Raw genomic sequence first — 17,068 nt, forward strand, 5'->3', positions numbered from 1 at the left:
CGATGAGCCATCAGCCGGACCCGGCCAGTTTTCGCGCGGCCGCGTCGCGGTTCTCGACCGGTGTGACCGTGGTGACCAGCAGCGGCGAAGACGGCGCGGCGGTCGGCATGACCGCCAACAGCTTCACCACGGTCTCGACGCAGCCTCCGACGGTGCTGGTGTCGCTGAAGCGCGGCCGGACGTGGCAGGCGGTGAGCACGACACGTCGCTATGCGGTCAATGTGCTCGCGGCCGATGACGTCGCGATATGCCGGCATTTCGCCGGCACCCCGCTGGCCCAAGGAGCACCAGCGCTTGACGCGCGCGACGGGTTCTTCCTGCTGCCGCAGGCCATCGCGCAGTTCGGCTGCGAGGTCGTCAGCACGGTCGAGATCGCTGACCACACGCTGTTCATCGGCGAGGTCCGCTGGTGCCGGCACAGGGACGGCCTGCCGCTCGCGTTCTACGCCAGCCGCTTCCGCAACGGCTTGGGTGCGGAGATCTTGCCGGGCGATGCGCGGGCGTATCCGGCGGAGGGATGGAGCATTTGACCGCGTGGCGCGGTGGGCACGGCGCTGCGCGCCTTTTGCCCACCCCACCAGTCGACGGAAGTCTGATGCGGTTCGCCGGGACGACTTAGTGAGCCAAACATCGTCACATTGAAGACTGCGGGTCCGGCACAGTCGTGAGGCTCAACCGCCGATCGGTCCGGGGTCGATGCCCCCCGTTGTGGCGGCTCCAGGATGACCGGAGCGCGGCCACGTGACGATCGAACCTAAATTTTACCGCCCACCCCGCCTCGCCGTCAAATGGATCGGCACCGCAGGCGCCAGCCCTGCGGCCGGTGGTCCACAGGAGTTGCGCGCGTCGTCAGCTAGCGGCGCTCGTTCAGCCTGTGATTCCACGCCATTCGCCTTGACCGGGGTGGTCGCGGCTTGATCTAACCGGGGCCGTTTCTCCTTCCCCCGGGAACCTCAGGCCATGCGCATCGCCACCTGGAACGTCAATTCGGTCCGACAGCGGATCGATCACCTCCTCACCTGGCTGAAGGAGTGCGCGCCGGACATCGTCTGCCTGCAGGAGATCAAGTGCACCGATGACGCATTCCCCAGGCTGGAGATCGAGGCGCTCGGCTACAACGTGGTGACGCACGGCCAGAAGACCTTCAACGGCGTGGCGCTGTTGTCGAAGCTGCCGTTCGACGAGACCAAGTCCGGGCTCGATGGGGATGCCGAGGATGTGCATGCGCGCTTCCTGGAAGGCGTGGTCAGCCTGAAGCACGGCGTCGTCCGCATCGCCTGCCTCTATCTGCCCAACGGCAATCCGCCGAACACGGAAAAATATCCCTACAAGCTCAAATGGATGTCGCGGCTTCGTGACTATGCGCGTGAACGGCTGAAGACCGAGGAGCCGCTGATCCTCGCAGGCGACTTCAACGTCATCCCCACGGCGGCCGATGTCTCCAATCCGGAAGCCTGGGTCGAGGACGCGCTGTTCCGCCCGCAGACGCGCGAGAGCTTCCAGGCGCTGCTCGGCCTCGGGCTCACGGACGCGCTGCGCGCGGTGACCGATGCGCCCGGGCAATACACGTTCTGGGACTATCAGGCGGGCGCCTGGCAGAAGAACATGGGGATCCGAATCGATCATCTGCTGCTGTCGCCGCAGGCCAGCGACCGGCTGGTCGAGGTCGGCATCGACAGTTATGTCCGCGCCTGGGAGAAGCCGTCCGACCACGTGCCGGTATGGGCCGATTTCGATCTCGAGACGGCGTAGAGTTCAAGGACGGTTCCCGTGATGCGTTACTCACGGCGGCAATTGTTTCCGCTCGCGCTCGTGCCCCTGCTGGTGAAACCCGCGCTCGCAGCCGACCTCCAAGAGACAATTGCGGGCATCGAGGCCGACAGCGTCGGGCGGCTCGGCGTCGCGCTGCTGGACACCGCGAGCGGCGCCCTGAGCGGCCACCGGCTCGACGAGCGGTTCCCGATGTGCAGCACCTTCAAGGCGGTGCTGGCGGCCGCTATCCTGACCAAGGTCGATGCCGGCGCCGAGCAGCTGGCGCGCCGCATTCCGATCGCGCAAGGAGACATCCTGTCCTATGCGCCGGTCACCAAGCTGCATGTCGGCACGTCGGGCCTCTCGATCGGCGAGCTGTGCGAGGCCACGGTGACGCTGAGCGACAACACCGCGGCGAACCTGCTGCTGGCGTCGCTCGGCGGTCCGACCGGACTGACCCGCGCCATCCGCGGCTTCGGCGACGCCATCACCCGGCTCGACCGCATCGAGCCCGAGCTCAATGAAAGCGTGCCGGGCGATCCCAGGGACACCACGACGCCGGCGGCGATGGCGCAGACCTTGGCGAAGCTGACGACCGGCAATGCCCTGTCAACCGCGTCGCGCGACGTCCTGAACGGCTGGCTGATCGCCTGCAAGACGGGTGGTGCCAAGCTGCGCGCCGGCCTGCCCGGCGAATGGCGCATCGGCGACAAGACCGGCGCGGGTGAGCGCGGCAGCAGCAACGACGTTGCGGTGATCTGGCCGACGGGACGCGCTCCGGTGATCGTGACGAGCTATCTCACGGAGACCAAGGCCAGCGACGACAAGCGCAACGCGGTTCACGCGGCGGTCGGCCGAGCCGTCGCCAGCACGCTCGGGGCCTGAGCCGCCGCCTCGCGATAGATCGCGGCGATCGCGTCGAATCCGGTGCGCAGCTGGCGCATCTCGCGGCCGGCGAGGCGCACGCCGAGACCGGCGCTATCCGGCAGCAGGCTCGCCGCAGCGTAGAGGGCGCCGATGCAGGACAGCGCATCGGCGAGACGCTGGCGGAGCGCGGTGAGATCGTGCGTCGGCGGCAGCATCAGCACGGCCGAGCCGAACGCGCGATGGCCCTTGAAGACGGCGACATCGGGATCGCGCAGCTGCATGCGGTCGATCAGGAGCGGCTCCTCGCCCGTCCGGCGCACGACGAGCGTGGAGTCGAGCTCGCGGAACAAGCGCCCCTGCCCGTCCGGGTCATGCATCGTGAAGGCGTCGGTCACGAGCGCCGATGCATCGGCGGCGCAGTCCAGGTCGAGCACTTGGCACAAGGCCGCCTCGGGAAACAGGATGCGCGGCTCGGGTCGGTAGTCGAGCGACGCGCCGGCCGCGACGCGCAGCAGCACCTGCTCCACCGCCCGCGCGCCCGGCTCGGCGCGATGCACTGACGTTGCGCCCTGCGTCGTCAAGCAGGCCGCCGCACCCGGGCCAAGCGTGAAGCGTTGCGTCAGCCGGTCCTCGCCATGCACCGCGCCACTGCCGGTCTGCAGGATCACGCTGAGGAGATCAGGCCGCTCGGCATCGGTATGGAAGCTGCGCGTCAACACGAACGGCCAGGCGAACAACCGGCGATCGATCACCGTACGGCCGCCGCGGCGAACGAAGGAGAGATCGAGCCGCGGCGGCTCTGGGGCTGAAGCGCTCACGTGCGGAACAGCACCTCGCGCTCGAGCAGGTCGACGATCGCCTCGATGCCCTCGCCGCGCCGGCAGTTGGTCAGCAGCACCGGCCGGCCGCCGCGGACTTCCGTTGCCTCGCGCTGCATGCGGGCGAGATCGACGCCGACATGCGGGGCGAGATCGACCTTGTTGATGACGAGCAGATCGGCGCGGATCACGCCGGGACCGCGCTTGCGCGGGATGTCGTCGCCGCCGGCGACGTCGATCACGAACATCCAGAAATCGGTGAGGTCGCGCGAGAACGTCGAAGCGAGGTTGTCGCCGCCGCTCTCCAGCAGGATCAGCTCGACGCCGGGAAAGCGCCGCTCCAATTCGTCGGCGGCCTCGATGTTGAGCGTCGGGTCCTCGCGGATCACGGTGTGCGGACAGGCGCCGGCCTCGACCGCCGAGACTCGTTCGGGATCGATCAGGCCGGAGCGGCGGACGCGCTCGGCATCCTCGGCGGTGACGAGATCGTTGGTGATGACCGCGATGTCGATGCCGCGCGCCTGCAGCGCCGGGATCAGGCGCTCGACCAGCGCCGTCTTGCCGGAGCCGACGGGGCCGCCGATGCCGACGCGCGCCGCGGTCATGGGCTGATCGACGCGGGTGAGAGCGAGCCGGCTCATCGCAGCATGAACCTCCTTGCGAGCGGCACCGTGGTGGCCGGCGGGCACATCAGCAGCTTGCCGTCGGCGCGCACCTCGAACGTCTGCGGATCGACCTCGACATGCGGCATCGCCGCGTTTCTGATCATGTCGGTCTTGCGCAGGCGACGGACATTCTTGATCTGCACGGTCTCGCGGCCCAGCCCGAGCTTGCGGCGGATGTCGGCCTCGACCGCGAGCTTCGACATGAAGTTCACGCCGAGCCGCTGGGGCGCAGCACCGAGCGCGCCCCACATCCGCTTCTGGATCATCGGCTCCGACAGGCCGAGGCTGCCATTGCCGTCGCCCATCGCCGCCCACACCGGGAAGCCGTTCTTGATCACCATGTAGGGCTTGAGGCCGAACGAGGCGCGCGGCCACAGCACCAGATCGGCCATCTTGCCCACCTCGATCGAGCCGACGACATGATCGATGCCGACGGCAACAGCGGGATTGATGGTGAGCTTGGCGACGTAGCGCTTGATGCGCTCATTGTCGGCGCGCGCGGTCGTCTCCTCCGGCAGCCGGCCGATGCGGTCCTTCATCACGCTGGCGAGCTGCCAGCATTTGGCGACGTTCTCGGCGAGCCGGCCCATCCCCTGCGTGTCGGTGCCGAAGATCGAGATCGCGCCCATGTCGTGCAGGAAATCCTCCGCCGCCATCGACTGCGCGCGCACCCGCGCCTCGCCGAACATGACGTCCTCGGGGGCGTTGTAGTTGAGCTGATGACAGATCATCGTCATCGGTACGCCCTCCTCCATCCCATACGAGGTGTAGGGATTGGTCGGATTGGTCGAGGACGGGATCACGTTGGGCCAGGACACGACCTTGAGCAGGTCGGGCGCATGGCCGCCGCCGGCGCCCTCGACGTGGTACATGTGGATGGTGCGGCCATCGACCGCGGCCATCGTGTCCTCGCAGAAGCCGTATTCATTGATCGAGTCGGTATGCAGATGGACGGCGAAATCGTTGCGGTCGGCGGCGATCAGGCTCTTGTCGATCACGTCGGGCGCGGCGCCGAAATCCTCGTGGATCTTGACGGACATGCCGCCGGCCGCGACCGCCTCCTCGACCGCTTCGGGGTTGGAGCCGCCGCGGCCGAACAGCGCGTAGTTCAGCGGCGAGAACTCGATCGATTTGAGGAAATGGCCGAAGTTCGGCCCCGAGCCGCTGCCGACGTCGAAGACAGGCCCCGAGCCGTTGCCAACCAGGGTCGTGGTGCCGCCGGCCAGGGCATGATCGGATTGTTCTGGCGAGATCAGATGCGCGTGGGATTCGATCGCGCCCGCAGTGACGATGAACGGGCCGCCGGCGATCGGCGCGGTGGTGTGTCCCACCACCATGTCCGGATGCACGTCCGGCATCACGTCGGGGTTGCCGGCCTTGCCGATGCCGACGATGCGGCCGTCGCGAATGCCGATGTCGGCCTTCACGATGCCGGCGACGGCATCGATGATGGTGGCGTTCTTGATGACGACGTCGAGCACCTTGTGTTGACAGGTGCGATGGCCGGCGATGGCCTCGCCGTCGCGCAAATTCTTGCCGGCGCCGACCAAAAGCTCATGACCGTAGATGGTGTAGTCGTGCTCGATCTCGGCGAGCAGGCTGGTGTCGGCGAGCCTGACGAGATCGCCCTTGGTCGGACCGTAGAGCTCGGCATAGGCGCGGCGGGTCAGCGTGGCCATGATCTCAGGCTCCCAGGTAGCCGCGCGACTGCGCGAGCTTCAACGCGGCTTCGCGCGCGCCGGCCGCATCGAGCGGGCCGTTGACGAGCCCGGCCTGGCCGCGCACGATCCGGTCGCCGGTGATCGGCACGAGGCGTACCGATTTGGTGACGCCCGGCTCGAAGCGGACGCCGAGTCCAGCCGGACGATCGATCTTCATGCCCCAGGCGGCGGCACGATCGAACAACAGTGCGCGGTTGACCTCGAAGAAATGGGTATGGCTGCGCACCTGGATGTCGCGGTCGCCGGTGTTGACGACGTCGAGCGTGACCGCCGGCAGCGTGGTGAACATTTCGATGTCGCCGGAGCCTTCGATGATCTCGCCTGGCACGATGTCATCGGCGACGGCGCCCTCCGCCGGCTGGATCGGCTCGAACAGCGCCATCACCTTGGTGCCCTCGGCGAACATCAGCTCGACATACAGCATCGGAATCATCTGGGCGACGCCGGGCTCGACGTCGTCGGTCGTGAGCAGCCGTCCGGCCATGTCGCGGATCTCGGCATAGGGCAGATTGCGGCGCGCGGCGGTCATCACCTCGTCGGTGATGTAGGCCACCGCCTCGGGATGGCTGAGCCTGATGCCGAGCAAGCGATTGCGCCGCGCCATCTGCGCGGCGTTGAAGATCACGAGACGATCCATCTCGGTCGGCGACAGGTTCATCATGGCGATACCTCTCAGGTCGTGAACATGCGCACGTGCCGCAGTGGACCGCGCGACACGGCGATGTCGATGAAGGGCGTAAAGCTCGACGGCATGGGGTCGTCGTCGGGCGTATCAGCCAGCAGGTCTGCGAGCAGCGCGCGGGCGCGCGCGAGGCTGCGCTGGGAGTCGATGTGGCCGATCAGGCCGAGCCGCACGGCGGCACTGACGAGGCCCGTGATGAGAGTCCAGCCCGAAACCAGCTCGGCGGCCTCAAGGTCGAGGCCGGCATCACGGCCGGCAATGGCTTGCACGACGGCGAGATGGCCGAGCCGGGCATCCGCCGAGACGCACGCGCGATAGGACACGGACAAGGGACCGGCGAGCTTGACCCAGACGCCGAGCAGCGCCCTGCCCGCGCGCCGCGAGCCGTCGCGCATCTCAGCCGACGGCGTGGTGGCCTCGGCAAGGCGATCGACGGTGGTGATGGCGGCGGCGTCGCGGGCGCGCCAGGCGCGGCGCAGCAGGATGCGGTCCATGCTGGCCCAGCGCTGCTGCAAATGATCGGCGATGACGCCATCGAGATCGTCGCGGTTCGATAGCAGGCCGTCGGCGGCGAGGCCCTCGATGCCCCACGAGAAGGCGAAGCCGCCGGCTGGAAACGCGCTGTCGCCGAGTTGCAGGAGCGCCAGCGCCTCGGCACGATCAAACATGATCGCGCTCCACGACCTCGCCGGACTCAATCAAAGGCATGATGCGCGCGCGATAGGTGTCGAGCGGGGCATCGAGCAGCACGACGAGACAATCGTCTTCGAAGCGAACCCGCCAATGCAGATTGCCGGCATGCCAGCCGAGCTTGAGCGCGCTGGCCGGATCGCGCGGCGCGAGGTGCCAGACCCTCTGCTCGCCGAAACGGGCGATGATGGCGCGATCGGATTCCAGATAGAGCAGCGCGCCGTCGATCAGATCCTCGTCGCGATCGAGGCTGACCGCGCAATCGGTGCCGCGATCAGTCGTCAGCCGGAAACGCTTGCGGCCGGCATCGGCCGGCGGCACGAACAGCAGCTCGATGCCGCCGTGGTGCTCCAGCGTGTGGAGCTGCCGGGCATAGGCCTTGTCGTCGGCGCGTCCAATGATGCCGTGCAGACGCAGCATCGGCGTTGGTCCTCCTTATTCGTCAGTTCTCGGCGTTGGGGCCTCATGGTTCGAGACGCCCGCCAAGTGGCGGGCTCCTCACCATGAGGATTGAGAGTTTCGCGGTGCGTTAGCTTCGCTGCGAGTTTCCTCCCGCCACACCTACCGCCCTCGTCCTGAGGAGCCCGCCGCAAGGCGGGCGTCTCGAAGGACGATTGGTTTGCTGAAGTACCTCCGCGCTACCGCAGCGTCGCCGAGACCTCCTGCGAGGTCACGAGAATGACCTCGCCATCGATAATCGGCTCGGCAATGCCGAAGAAGGTCGCCACCGCGGCGGAGCCGTTGTGGCGGTCCATCGCGGCCTTGTCGGCGAAGCGCTCGTAGGTCGTGAACAGACCGGGCTCGGTCTCGCTCTGCGAGATGAAGAACCCGATCGTCTCCGGCTCGCTCTCCGCGACATGGGCCGCGACGGCGACGAGGGCGTCGCGCATCGTGGCCTCGTGTCCCGCCTTGGCCCTGATGACCGCGGTGATCGTGATCATCAAAACGTCTTCCAGTCGCCGTCGGCCTCGAACGCCGCCGCCGCCTGGTAGATGGTGGATTCGGCGTAGTCCTTGCCGATCAGCATCAGGCCGACCGGCAGGCCGTCGGATAGCCCGCATGGCAGGGTCATGGCTGGATGGCCTGTCACGTCGAACGGGCTGGTCGTCGCGGTCATCTCGAAGGCGCGCTGCACGACCTCGGCGAGCGGCGCATCCTTGGCCGGGATCGGCGTGGCGACGCACGGCAGGGTCGGCATCAGCAGCAGATCATAGGAGCCGAACATCGCATCATAGGCCGCCTTGGCTTGAATCGCGATGTTGCGCGACTTGGCGTAGTAGCGGCCACGATAGTGCTCGAGGCCCCACTGCCCGACCAGCATGGTCAGCTTCAACGTCACCGACAGATCGTCGGCGCGGGTGCGCCAGCCGGAATGCGCATCGAGCAGGCCGACGTCGTAGAGACCCTTCCAGTTGAAGCCCATGCCGTTGCCGAGCATCATCTGCACCAGGAAGCCTTCCAGCGTGATCGGATTCCACGCCGCCAGCGCATGCATGTGCTCGGGGATCGAGACCTCGGACACCGAGGCGCCCAGCTTGGCGAAGCGCTCGGCGCCGGCCTTGACCTTGCTGACGACGCCCTCTTCCATGTTCGGCGCGCTGAAGCCCTCCTTGAGCACGCCGATCTTGAGGCCCTTGACGCCCTTGCCGAGCGCCTCGGTGTAGGCGGAGACCTTCGGCGCATATTGCCTGGGATCGAGCCCGTCGGCGCCGGCCAGCACTTCGAGCAGCAGCGCATTGTCGGCAACCGACTTGGTCATCGGTCCCGTGTGGTCGATCGTCGACTCGATCGGCATCACGCCGGTGTAGGGCACGAGACCGTGGGTCGCCTTCATGCCGTAGATGCCGCAATAGGACGCGGGGATGCGGATCGAGCCGCCCTGGTCGCCGCCGATGGACATGTCGACCTCGCCGGCCGCCACCAGCGCCGCGCTACCCGAGGACGAGCCGCCGGCCGAATAGCCCATCTTCCAGGGATTGTGCACCGGCGCGGGATTGGAAGTGTGGCTGCCGCCGGACAGGCAGAAGTGTTCGCAGACCGCCTTGCCGACGATGGTGCCGCCGGCATCGAGGATGCGGGCGACGATGGTGGCATCGGCGGCGGGAATGAAACCCTCGAGCGTGGTCGATCCGTTCATCATCGGCACGCCGGCGAGCGCGACGTTGTCCTTCAGCACCACGGTGCGGCCTGCGAGCTTGCCGCCCGATGCGCCCTTGACCTCGGTCTTGATCGCCCAGGCGTTGTACTTGTTCTCCTTCGCCGGCGGCTTGGAGCCGGGCGTGCGCGGATATTTCACCGGCGGCAGCGGGTTCGGCAGCTCATCGATGATGTCGTACTGATCGAACATTCCGCCCATCAGCGACAGATATTCGGCGGCCTCCTCGACCGTCATGTTCATGTGCAGGCTGGCGGCGAGATCGGCGACTTCCTCGGCATTCGGGCGTTTGATGGACATGAGTCATCCTTTCTTGTGAGGACAAGCTGGGCAGAGACAGCAAATTGTCAGTTCAATGGTCCGGCGCAGCGCGCCGGTAGATTCTAGCTCGGGACCATCTGACCTTCCCGGGCCAGCAGAGTCTCACGGTCGAGCTCCTCGGTGATGCGCCCCTTCTGGATGTGCAGGATGCGATCCGACAACGACGTGATGAATTCGAGGTTCTGCTCGACCACGATCAAAGACATCTTCCAGCGCATCTTCAGCGCCAGCAGGGTCTCGATGATCTCCTCGATGATCGATGGCTGGATGCCTTCAGTCGGCTCGTCGAGCAGGATCAGCCTCGGCTTGGTGCAGAGGCAGCGCGCCAGCGCCAGCAGTTGCTGCTCGCCGCCGGACAGCGCGCCGCCGCGACGATCGAGCAGCCGGACCAGCCGCGGGAAATCCTGGAGCACGGCATCAATGACGCTGCGATCTTCCTTGGGCGCGGATGCGAGGCCCATGCGCAGATTTTCCATGACCGACAGGTCCGGGAAGATCTCGCGGCCCTGGGGCACAAGGCCGATGCCGAGCCGCGAGCGCTCATGCGGCTTCAGATGCGTGATGGTCTTGCCGGCGAACACGACCGAGCCGTCGGTGGTCGGCAGATGCCCCATCAGCGTGCGCAGCGCGGTGGTCTTGCCCATGCCGTTGTGACCGAGAATGCCGAGATACTCGCCATCGGCCACCGTCATGTCGATGCCGAACAGGATCGGGATCCGGCCGTAGCCGGATTTGAGCCCCTTGACCTCGAGGAGCGTGCTCATGCGGCCACCTTCTTGCCGAGATAGACGTCGCGCACGCGCTGGTCGGCGAGCACCTTGTCGACGGTGTCCTCGACCAGCACGCGGCCCTGGTGGAACACGGTCACGCGCTTGGCGATCTGCTTGATGAACTCCATGTCGTGCTCGACCACGACAATGGCGCGGGTCTGGTTGATCTCGCGGATGATCGCCGCGGTGTGGAAGGTCTCCTCGTCGGTCATCCCCGCGGCGGGCTCGTCGAGCAGGATCAGCTCCGGCTCGGCGGCGAGCACCATGCCGATCTCGACCCATTGCCGCTGGCCGTGCGACAGGGTGGCGACGATGCTGTCGGCGTAGTCGGTCAGCCGGATCATCTCGAGCACGGCATTGACCGCCGGACCCTGCTGGCGCGGCGTCGCCTTGCGGCGCACCGCCATCCAGATGTTCTCGCGCACCGAGAGGCCGTTGAACACATTCGGGACCTGGGTCTTGATGCCGATCCCCATCCGCGCGATCTCGTGCGACAGCTTGCCCGCGATCGGCATGCCACGGAATGCGATGCTGCCCGACGTCGGCACCAGTTGTCCGGTCAGCGTCTTGAAGAACGTGCTCTTGCCGGCGCCGTTCGGGCCGATCAGGCAGCGCAGCTCCATCTCCTGAAGCGTGAAGGTGATGTCGTCATTAGCGACCACGCCGCCGAAGCGCATCGTCAGGTGCTCGGCCTTGAGCAGAGGAACCAGGTCCGCCATGTCATTCGGCTCCTGCGGGATGCGGCGCCGCCGCTGGCTGCATCGGGGGACCGCCGGTCTTCTTCCTGTCCGGCATCAGCCGCATCACAAGATCGCGGGCGGTCGGCACCATGCCCTTCGGCAGCAGCAGCACGAAGATCACCAGCACGCCGCCGAGCACGAGGTTGGAGTTCAAGAGCTGCTGCGAGCCGATATAGGCGACGATGTATTCGATCACGACGCAGCCGATGATCGGACCGAGCAAGGTGCCGAGACCGCCGACCGTGATCCAGATGATGATCTCGGCCGACAGCGACAGGCTGAAGATGGTGGGGCTGACAAAGGCGCCCCAGTTGACGTAGAGCGCGCCGGCAAGACCGGCGATCGCGCCGCCGAGGATGAAGGTCAGGCACTTCACGAGCCGCGGGTCATAGCCGAGCAGCGAGGCCCGCACCTCGTTCTCACGCACCGCGACGATGACGCGCCCGGCCGGCAGCGCCAGCAGCAGCCGCAGCAGCAGGAACACGCCAAGCAGCACATAGGCTGTCGTCCACCACGACTGCTCCGGCGACAGCACGGTCGACGGATCGAACGGCATATTGAACGTCGGCACCGCCGGCATGCCGTTGAAGCCGCCGAGCAGCGCCTTGCCGATCTTGTAGGCATCGCCCGAGGTCGAGTTGACCGAGTTGAACAGGATCAGGGTGACCGTGAGCGTGATGACGCCGAGATAGACGTCGGAGATGCGGCCGAAGAAGATGAAGTAGCCGAGGATCGCCGCGAACAGCGCCGGGATCACGATGGCCAGCAGGATCGCCGGCGTCGAATCCTGGAAGTTGATGGCCGCGATGGCATAGGCATAGCCGCCGAGGCCGAAGAACGCGGTCTGCCCGAACGACAGGATGCCGCCATAGCCCCAGATGAAGGCGAGGCTCAGCGCCAGCACCGACATCGCGGCAAACAGCGTCAGCTGCATCAGGGCGAACAGCTCGATCACGCTCGGCACGATCGCAATCGCCACGATGGCAAGGACGATCGCACCCATCTGGCCCGCAAGACGGGAGTGCTTGGGCATCACAGGTTCCCCTTGAAGAAGCGCCCGGAGATGCCCTGCGGCAGCAAGCGGATCAGCACGATCGCGGTGGTGAAGACGATGACCTCGCCATAGACAGGCGTGGTGAAGTAGGCGCCGATCTGGTTGACCGAGCCGAACAGGCTTGCCGCGGACAGCGTGCCGGAGAGGATCGCCGCGCCGCCCCCGACCACGGTCATGAAGGCTTTTGCGACATAGGCACCGCCCATCACCGGGGTGATGCCTGACACCGGCGCCAGCAGGCCGCCGGCGAGGCCCGTCACGGCCGCGCCGAGCGCGAAGGTGCTCATGTAGACGCGGGCCGGATTGACGCCGAGCGTGGCCGCCATCGCCGGGTTCTGCATCGTCGCGCGGGCCACCAGGCCGAAGCGGGTGTAGCGCATCACGCCGTAGATGATCGCCATCATGACGGCCGCCATCAACGCAAGGAACAGCGTGTAGTAGCTCGACTGGTAGGATCCGATCGAGAAGCCGCCGAGCGGCGTCGGCACGCCCTGCTGGGTGTTGCCGTAGATCGTCGTGATGATCCCGATGATCAGGAGGCTGAGGCCCCAGGTCGCGAGCATCGAATCGACGAGGCGGCCGTAGAGAAAGCGGATCAGGCAGCGCTCGATGACGAGGCCGACGATGCCGACGAACAACGGCGCGATGATCAGCATCGCGATCCAGATGTTCACCCCGGCGTTGGCCGAGATCACGGTGGCATAGGCTCCCAGCATGATGAACTCGCCATGGGCGAGATTGATGATCTTCATCATGCCGAAGATGATCGCCAGTCCCAGGCACAGCAGGAACAGCGAGGAGATTCCATTGAGGACGTCGAGCGCGAGGATGACGTAGATCGCCATGCGTCAGGTCTTTCAGGGCAGTCCAATGAAACCGGGTCCCGCCGGATGGCGGGACCCGGCAAGCGTCAGAGATTGATGATGTACTGCTTGACGTCGTTCGGGTTCTTGACGAGGTCGCAGACACCAGCGGTGTCGGCCGGCTTGGCGTCGGTGTAGGTTTCCAGCACCGACCATTTGCGTTCCTTCACCTCGGCAAGGAACGCATTGCGGACCGTGTGATGCGTCGGCTTGTCCAGCGAGACCTTGCCGCTCGGACCATCGAAGACGAGGCCGCTTTCGAGGGCCTCGATCACCTTCATCCGGTCGATGCTGCCCGCCTTCTTGACGCCCTCGGCCCACAGCATCACGCCTTCATAGGTGCACGAGGCGAGCTCGCTGATGTAAGGCGAATCCGGGTGGGCCTTCTTGATCTTCTCGACGAAGCTCTTGGAGGCCGGCGTGGTGAGCTCCTCGAAATAGCCGTAGGCGCCGATGATGGCGTCGCTCTCGGCGGCATCGAGCGTCGAGGGCTCGTTGACGAGGCCGAAGGTGGTCGAGGCGATCGGGATCTTCCCCTTCATGCCGGCCGCGGTCCACTGCCGGTAGAACGCGGTATGGTTGCCGCCGACCAGCGCCGACAGGATGAGGTCGGGCTTGGCCGCCTGGATCTTCGAGATGGTGGAGCCGAAATTGGTGACGTCGAGCGGGAAGAAGTCGGTCGAGAGGATCTCGCCGCCATTGTCCTTGCAGTATTTGGTCATCCACTTCGCGGTGATCTGACCGTAATTGTAGTCGGCCGCGATGATGTAGGCCTTCTTGCCGGACTTCTTCATCGCGCTCGGCACAAGCTTCTCCACGGTCTGCGCCGGCGTCGTGCCGGTGCAGAAGGTGTTGCGGTCGCAGACGCCGCCTTCGTACAGCGTGTTGTAGAAATACAGCACCTTGAAGCGGTCGAAGGTCGGCCGGATCGCCTCGCGCGAGGCCGAGGTGATGCCGCCGTGAACGACGTCGACCTTGTCCTTCACCGCCAACTGCTGGGCGTATTGCGAGTACATCTGGATGTTGGACTGGGTGTCGTAGTGGATCACCTTTAAGGGACGTCCGAGCAGGCCGCCCGCGGCATTGATCTCCTCGACGGCAAGCTGCAGCGCATAGACCATCGGCGTGCCGGAGGTGCCGATGGGACCGGACTGGTCGTGCAGGCTGCCGACCGTGATCGGGTTCTCGGCCGCGAGCGCACCCGAGCGCAGCACGGCGGGTGCCGCGATCAATGTCGAGGTCGCGATGGCCGAGCGTTGCAGGAAACGACGTCGGGAGAGAGTCATAAAGGTCCCCATGGGTTGATGATGCCGGTTCATGATCCGCGATAAGTTTAAAATGACAATATTTGAAAAGGCAAGTGTTTTTAGGAAGCGCCCTGCGCGCTAGCGCGACGCGACGACCGCGAAGTCGTAGCCGTCCAGCTCGGCGAGATGGATCGGGTGGCGTCCGCCAACCACCGGCTGCGCCTCGTTGCCGCGCGCCGTGCGCCGCTGCAGCGTGCGTCCGTAGAAGCGCCTGAGGTTGCGGGCGTCGAAGCTCTCGGCGCGCTCGATCAGCGCGGCGAGCGCGTGAATCCCTTCGTAGCAGGATTCGCCGTAGCCGTTGGGCGGCGGCGGATTGTCGCCGAATGCCGTGTAGTAGCGCTCGAGGAACGCGCCGTTGTTGCGCGACCGCAGCGAGGCGAAATAGCTCGACGCCACGTAGACGTTCTCGGTCTCGCCGCTGTCGAGTCCGTAAACGATGGTCTCGTCGAAGGCGGACGAGAATCGCAGAACGTGGCGGCTGAGGCCGGCGGCGCAGAAGGCGCGGCTGAAGGCGATGCAGTCGAAGCCGAGAAAGACCGGCAGCACCACGTCGCTGCGCGTCGTCTTGATGCGGTCGAGCATCTCGTCGTAATCGTGGACGCCGACCGGCACGTAGCATTCGCCGGTCACCGTGCCGCCGAAGCGCGCGATCAGCCGCTTGGCGATCTGCAGCGACGAGCGCGGCCAGATGTAGTCGTTGCCGCAGAGGAAGAACCGCCTGGCGCGCTTGACCTCCGAGAGCCACTGCACCGCCGGCCCCAGCAATTCGCCGGCGGTCTCGCCCGTGGTCATCACGTCGCTGTTCGCCGACAGGCCTTCGAACTGGGGCGTGTAGACGAACGGCACGCGGCCGCGCGCGGCTTGCGCGACAGGATCGCGCGCGTAGCTCGGCAGCATGCCGACGAGGCCGTCGACGGCGAGCTCGTCGACCGCCTCGACCGCAGCCCGGTCCGCGCTGGCGGCGGTCGCGCCGGCGTCGATGACGATCAGCTCGACCTGTCGGCGGCGGATGCCGGCGGCCTGGTTGAGCTCGGTCACGGCCAGCCGCCCGCAGGCTTCGGCGGAGGGCGCCCACAACCCTGCCGAGCCGCGCTGAGGAATGATCAGGCCGATCCGAACGCTGCGCAAACGTGCCGCCTCTGCTGTCGCAGAGGACTTGCACTCACGAATCGTGCCAAGCGCGTTTTGGCGTCATCGGGGTCGTTCGTGTACCAAAGATCGCCGATTTTGGTTCTGGAACCTGACGCTGGTCAAAACATCGGCGCGTCATCGCCCACTCCTTGGGCAGCCGCTGCCGTGGCCTTGATGTCTCACCGTGGCCCGCGACTCACGGCGCGGTGGCGAGCGTCTTGCTCATTGGATAGGAGGCTGCGGTGCCGAACTTGCCGGCGGGCACGCCGACATCGGCGTAGCCGCGGGCAAGATAGAATCGGTGCGCCGTTTCGGTGCTGAGCAGCGCGACGTCGCGGGCGCCCAGTGCCATCGCCCGGCGCTCCAGCTCCGCCAACAGCGCCGCACTGATTCCACGAAAGCGCGCCTGCGGCGACACGTAGTTGGCCGTGATCTCGCCGGGGTGCGCGAGCCCGCCGACGGCGAGAATCGCCCCCTCCTCGACCGCCACCAACAGCGACCGGCCTTGCCCGTCGGCCCAGGTCGCGACGTTGTCCGGCGTCTTGTTGGCGAGCCAGCGGCCAAGGATGTCGGGATCGCCGCGGTGATCAGCCACGCACAGTTGGATGATGGATGCCCGCAGCATCTCGCAGGCCGCCGTTGCGTCTTCCGGTGTCGCATCGCGAATGACCATTCAATCCCTCTCTCGAACGGAGGGAACGCGATGCGCTCCTGCTACTCGCGCTTGCCCTGCACCCAGCTTTCGAGCATCTGCAGCGCCGAGGCGCGGTCATCGTCGGAGGCCTTGGCGAAGGCGCGGTTGTAGCTCTCCTTGATCCAGGCTTCGTCCGCACCGGCGCTGTCGCGCGCCAAGGTGAGCCACATCAGGCCGCGCGCCGGCTGGCGCGGCAGCCGGTCGCCGTTGAACAGCATCTGGCCGAGCAGCGCCTGGGCCTGATGCTGGCCCTTCTGCGCGGCGAGGCCAAGCCAGCGCGCGCCATAGCGGAAGTCGTCGCGCGAGGCATCCGCCGTCTTCAGGTACATCCGCGCCAGGTCGTATTGGGCGTCGGCATTGCCGAAGTAGGACGCCGCATAGGAGAACATCTCCCGCGCGCGATCCGGATCCGCCTTCACCTTCGTGTTGGGGATGCCGCTCAGGTAATAGCGGCCAAGCGCGACAAAGGCATTGGCGACGATCTGCGCCTGCGGCGCCGACGGACTGTCCTCCGCATGCGCATTGGCGATGCGGCTGAAATAGTCGAAGGCGCGCATGTCATCCCGCGCAACGCCATCGCCAGCCGCATACATGCGGCCGAGCTTGAACTGCGCAACCGGGTGACCTTCCTCCGCCGCGTATTGCAGCGCCGTCAGCGACTGCGTGGGCGACGTGGAGGACGTGGTCGCAGGCAACGCCTTGCGCAGCGCGCCGGCGCCGGCCTGAGCTCCAGCCACGGGGATCGCCGGCTCCTGGTTGACCGGAGCGCCATCGAACGCGAACGACGACGTCGGCAACGCGAGCGGGGCAACCCCCAGCATCAATGCGAAAATGATCC

19 protein-coding genes are annotated in these 17,068 nt (G+C 66.5%); 3 read left to right on the plus strand and 16 right to left on the minus strand.

Going from position 1 to position 17,068, the window contains the following annotated elements; all coding sequences use genetic code 11:
* Nucleotides 1-2: 2 nt before the first annotated feature.
* The 3 genes from QX124_RS14645 (at nt 3) to bla (ending at nt 2,637) form a co-directional block, all read left to right on the plus strand.
* Complete coding sequence (locus QX124_RS14645; RefSeq protein ID WP_315797519.1) at nt 3-530, plus strand: flavin reductase family protein; 528 nt, start codon at nt 3-5, stop codon at nt 528-530.
* 430 nt (nt 531-960) lie between these two features.
* Nucleotides 961-1,752, plus strand: coding sequence for an exodeoxyribonuclease III (gene xth / locus QX124_RS14650; protein ID WP_315738159.1), 792 nt, complete (start codon nt 961-963; stop codon nt 1,750-1,752).
* A gap of 21 nt (nt 1,753-1,773) precedes the next feature.
* Nucleotides 1,774-2,637, plus strand: a complete 864-nt coding sequence (gene bla, locus QX124_RS14655) for a class A beta-lactamase (RefSeq protein ID WP_409997697.1) — start codon at nt 1,774-1,776, stop codon at nt 2,635-2,637.
* Here the strand turns inward: bla and QX124_RS14660 are convergent.
* The 16 genes from QX124_RS14660 to QX124_RS14735 all read right to left on the minus strand — a co-directional run bounded on the left by QX124_RS14660 (nt 2,592) and on the right by QX124_RS14735 (nt 16,967).
* Nucleotides 2,592-3,437 (minus strand): urease accessory protein UreD, encoded by an 846-nt coding sequence (locus QX124_RS14660; protein WP_315738161.1) that lies wholly within the window; start codon nt 3,435-3,437, stop codon nt 2,592-2,594. The genes bla and QX124_RS14660 overlap by 46 nt on opposite strands.
* Complete coding sequence (gene ureG / locus QX124_RS14665; protein ID WP_315738162.1) at nt 3,434-4,078, minus strand: urease accessory protein UreG; 645 nt, start codon at nt 4,076-4,078, stop codon at nt 3,434-3,436. The genes QX124_RS14660 and ureG overlap by 4 nt, the downstream gene beginning before the upstream one ends.
* Nucleotides 4,075-5,781 carry an urease subunit alpha gene (ureC, locus tag QX124_RS14670; RefSeq protein ID WP_315738163.1) on the minus strand — a complete coding sequence of 569 codons (1,707 nt, stop codon included), beginning with the start codon at nt 5,779-5,781 and terminating at the stop codon, nt 4,075-4,077. The genes ureG and ureC overlap by 4 nt, the downstream gene beginning before the upstream one ends.
* A gap of 4 nt (nt 5,782-5,785) precedes the next feature.
* Entirely contained in the window at nt 5,786-6,484 is a 699-nt protein-coding gene (gene ureB, locus QX124_RS14675; protein WP_315738164.1) for an urease subunit beta, read from the minus strand.
* An 11-nt stretch (nt 6,485-6,495) separates the two neighbouring features.
* A complete protein-coding gene (locus tag QX124_RS14680) occupies nt 6,496-7,173 on the minus strand; it encodes an urease accessory protein UreF (protein ID WP_315797520.1) in 678 nt (225 codons plus the stop codon).
* A complete protein-coding gene (gene ureE, locus QX124_RS14685; protein WP_315797521.1) occupies nt 7,166-7,615 on the minus strand; it encodes an urease accessory protein UreE in 450 nt (149 codons plus the stop codon). Before ureE ends, QX124_RS14680 begins: the two co-directional genes overlap by 8 nt.
* A 218-nt stretch (nt 7,616-7,833) precedes the next feature.
* Entirely contained in the window at nt 7,834-8,136 is a 303-nt protein-coding gene (locus QX124_RS14690) for a putative quinol monooxygenase (RefSeq protein ID WP_315797522.1), read from the minus strand.
* On the minus strand, nt 8,136-9,650 hold the full coding sequence (locus QX124_RS14695; protein ID WP_315797523.1) for an amidase: 1,515 nt from the start codon (nt 9,648-9,650) through the stop codon (nt 8,136-8,138). The genes QX124_RS14690 and QX124_RS14695 overlap by 1 nt, the downstream gene beginning before the upstream one ends.
* 83 nt (nt 9,651-9,733) lie before the next feature.
* Entirely contained in the window at nt 9,734-10,435 is a 702-nt protein-coding gene (locus tag QX124_RS14700; RefSeq protein ID WP_315780133.1) for an ABC transporter ATP-binding protein, read from the minus strand.
* Nucleotides 10,432-11,160 carry an ATP-binding cassette domain-containing protein gene (locus QX124_RS14705; RefSeq protein WP_315711676.1) on the minus strand — a complete coding sequence of 243 codons (729 nt, stop codon included), beginning with the start codon at nt 11,158-11,160 and terminating at the stop codon, nt 10,432-10,434. The genes QX124_RS14700 and QX124_RS14705 overlap by 4 nt, the downstream gene beginning before the upstream one ends.
* Nucleotide 11,161: 1 nt before the next feature.
* Nucleotides 11,162-12,214 carry a branched-chain amino acid ABC transporter permease gene (locus QX124_RS14710; protein WP_315797524.1) on the minus strand — a complete coding sequence of 351 codons (1,053 nt, stop codon included), beginning with the start codon at nt 12,212-12,214 and terminating at the stop codon, nt 11,162-11,164.
* Nucleotides 12,214-13,080, minus strand: coding sequence for an ABC transporter permease subunit (locus tag QX124_RS14715; protein WP_315711674.1), 867 nt, complete (start codon nt 13,078-13,080; stop codon nt 12,214-12,216). Before QX124_RS14715 ends, QX124_RS14710 begins: the two co-directional genes overlap by 1 nt.
* Nucleotides 13,081-13,145: 65 nt before the next feature.
* On the minus strand, nt 13,146-14,384 hold the full coding sequence (locus QX124_RS14720; RefSeq protein ID WP_315738173.1) for an ABC transporter substrate-binding protein: 1,239 nt from the start codon (nt 14,382-14,384) through the stop codon (nt 13,146-13,148).
* Between the two features lie 99 nt (nt 14,385-14,483).
* Entirely contained in the window at nt 14,484-15,533 is a 1,050-nt protein-coding gene (locus QX124_RS14725; protein ID WP_315797525.1) for a substrate-binding domain-containing protein, read from the minus strand.
* Between the two features lie 199 nt (nt 15,534-15,732).
* Nucleotides 15,733-16,209: a GNAT family N-acetyltransferase gene (locus QX124_RS14730; protein ID WP_315797526.1), complete on the minus strand. Its 477-nt coding sequence runs from the start codon at nt 16,207-16,209 to the stop codon at nt 15,733-15,735.
* A gap of 41 nt (nt 16,210-16,250) precedes the next feature.
* Nucleotides 16,251-16,967 (minus strand): tetratricopeptide repeat protein, encoded by a 717-nt coding sequence (locus QX124_RS14735; protein WP_409997702.1) that lies wholly within the window; start codon nt 16,965-16,967, stop codon nt 16,251-16,253.
* Nucleotides 16,968-17,068: the final 101 nt, after the last annotated feature.

This window comes from Bradyrhizobium sp. SZCCHNRI3043 (assembly GCF_032377735.1).
In the GTDB taxonomy this organism is placed as follows: domain Bacteria; phylum Pseudomonadota; class Alphaproteobacteria; order Rhizobiales; family Xanthobacteraceae; genus Bradyrhizobium.

Coding starts and splice junctions, on each gene's coding strand:
- QX124_RS14695 (WP_315797523.1), bottom strand. CDS start 9,650: ATGTCCATCAAACGCCCGAATGCCGAGGAAGTCGCCGATCTCGCCGCC.
- xth (WP_315738159.1), top strand. CDS start 961: ATGCGCATCGCCACCTGGAACGTCAATTCGGTCCGACAGCGGATCGAT.
- bla (WP_409997697.1), top strand. CDS start 1,774: ATGCGTTACTCACGGCGGCAATTGTTTCCGCTCGCGCTCGTGCCCCTG.
- QX124_RS14710 (WP_315797524.1), bottom strand. CDS start 12,214: ATGCCCAAGCACTCCCGTCTTGCGGGCCAGATGGGTGCGATCGTCCTT.
- QX124_RS14690 (WP_315797522.1), bottom strand. CDS start 8,136: ATGATCACGATCACCGCGGTCATCAGGGCCAAGGCGGGACACGAGGCC.
- QX124_RS14645 (WP_315797519.1), top strand. CDS start 3: ATGAGCCATCAGCCGGACCCGGCCAGTTTTCGCGCGGCCGCGTCGCGG.
- QX124_RS14720 (WP_315738173.1), bottom strand. CDS start 14,384: ATGACTCTCTCCCGACGTCGTTTCCTGCAACGCTCGGCCATCGCGACC.
- QX124_RS14680 (WP_315797520.1), bottom strand. CDS start 7,173: ATGTTTGATCGTGCCGAGGCGCTGGCGCTCCTGCAACTCGGCGACAGC.
- QX124_RS14700 (WP_315780133.1), bottom strand. CDS start 10,435: ATGAGCACGCTCCTCGAGGTCAAGGGGCTCAAATCCGGCTACGGCCGG.
- QX124_RS14705 (WP_315711676.1), bottom strand. CDS start 11,160: ATGGCGGACCTGGTTCCTCTGCTCAAGGCCGAGCACCTGACGATGCGC.
- QX124_RS14715 (WP_315711674.1), bottom strand. CDS start 13,080: ATGGCGATCTACGTCATCCTCGCGCTCGACGTCCTCAATGGAATCTCC.
- ureE (WP_315797521.1), bottom strand. CDS start 7,615: ATGCTGCGTCTGCACGGCATCATTGGACGCGCCGACGACAAGGCCTAT.
- ureB (WP_315738164.1), bottom strand. CDS start 6,484: ATGATGAACCTGTCGCCGACCGAGATGGATCGTCTCGTGATCTTCAAC.
- ureG (WP_315738162.1), bottom strand. CDS start 4,078: ATGAGCCGGCTCGCTCTCACCCGCGTCGATCAGCCCATGACCGCGGCG.
- ureC (WP_315738163.1), bottom strand. CDS start 5,781: ATGGCCACGCTGACCCGCCGCGCCTATGCCGAGCTCTACGGTCCGACC.
- QX124_RS14730 (WP_315797526.1), bottom strand. CDS start 16,209: ATGGTCATTCGCGATGCGACACCGGAAGACGCAACGGCGGCCTGCGAG.